Origin of the sequence: Pseudomonas sp. NPDC087803, from assembly GCF_044742995.1 — a bacterium.
In the GTDB taxonomy this organism is placed as follows: Bacteria; Pseudomonadota; Gammaproteobacteria; order Pseudomonadales; family Pseudomonadaceae; genus Aquipseudomonas.
Genome location: NZ_JBIUVO010000100.1, coordinates 9,871 through 10,743 on the forward strand (window position 1 = coordinate 9,871; position 873 = coordinate 10,743).

The 873-nt window shown below is 62.1% G+C and carries 1 pseudogene; it reads left to right on the forward strand.

Annotation, left to right across the window (positions count from 1 at the left end):
* A pseudogene (locus ACIOUG_RS25805) lies at positions 1 to 873 on the forward strand (UvrD-helicase domain-containing protein); the annotation flags it as partial.

An 873-nucleotide genomic window follows, 5' to 3' on the forward strand; every position in this document is an offset into this window, starting at 1 on the left:
ATTCCCCCCCCCCCCCCCCAACCCCCCCGGCAGAAAGAAGCCGTGAACTACGTCGGCGGCCCTCTATTGGTGCTCGCCGGCGCTGGCTCCGGCAAGACCAGCGTGATCACCCGCAAGATCGCGCACCTGATCCAGAACTGCGGCATCCGCGCCCAGTACATCGTCGCCATGACCTTTACCAACAAGGCCGCGCGCGAGATGAAGGAGCGGGTCGGCACCCTGCTGCGTGCCGGCGAAGGTCGCGGCCTGACGGTCTGCACCTTCCACAACCTGGGCCTGAACATCATCCGCAAGGAGCATGCGCGGCTGGGCTACAAACCCGGTTTCTCGATCTTCGACGAGACCGACGTCAAAGCCCTGATGACCGACATCATGCAGAAGGAATACGCAGGCGACGACGGCGTCGACGAGATCAAGAACATGATCGGCGCCTGGAAAAACGACCTGATCCTGCCGGCCCAGGCGCTGGAAAACGCGCGCAATCCGAAAGAACAGACTGCCGCCATCGTCTACACCCACTACCAGCGCACGCTTAAGGCGTTCAACGCGGTAGACTTCGACGACCTGATCCTGCTGCCGGTGAAGCTCTTCGAAGAGCACGCCGACATTCTCGAAAAGTGGCAGAACAAGGTGCGTTACCTGCTGGTCGACGAATACCAGGACACCAACGCCAGCCAGTACCTGCTGGTGAAGATGCTGATCGGCAAGCGCAACCAGTTCACCGTGGTGGGCGACGACGACCAGTAGATCTACGCCTGGCGCGGCGCGCGGCCGGAAAACCTGATGCTGCTCAAGGACGACTACCCGTCGCTGAAAGTGGTGATGCTCGAGCAGTACTTCCGCTCCACCAGCCGCATCCGGCGCTGCGCCAAC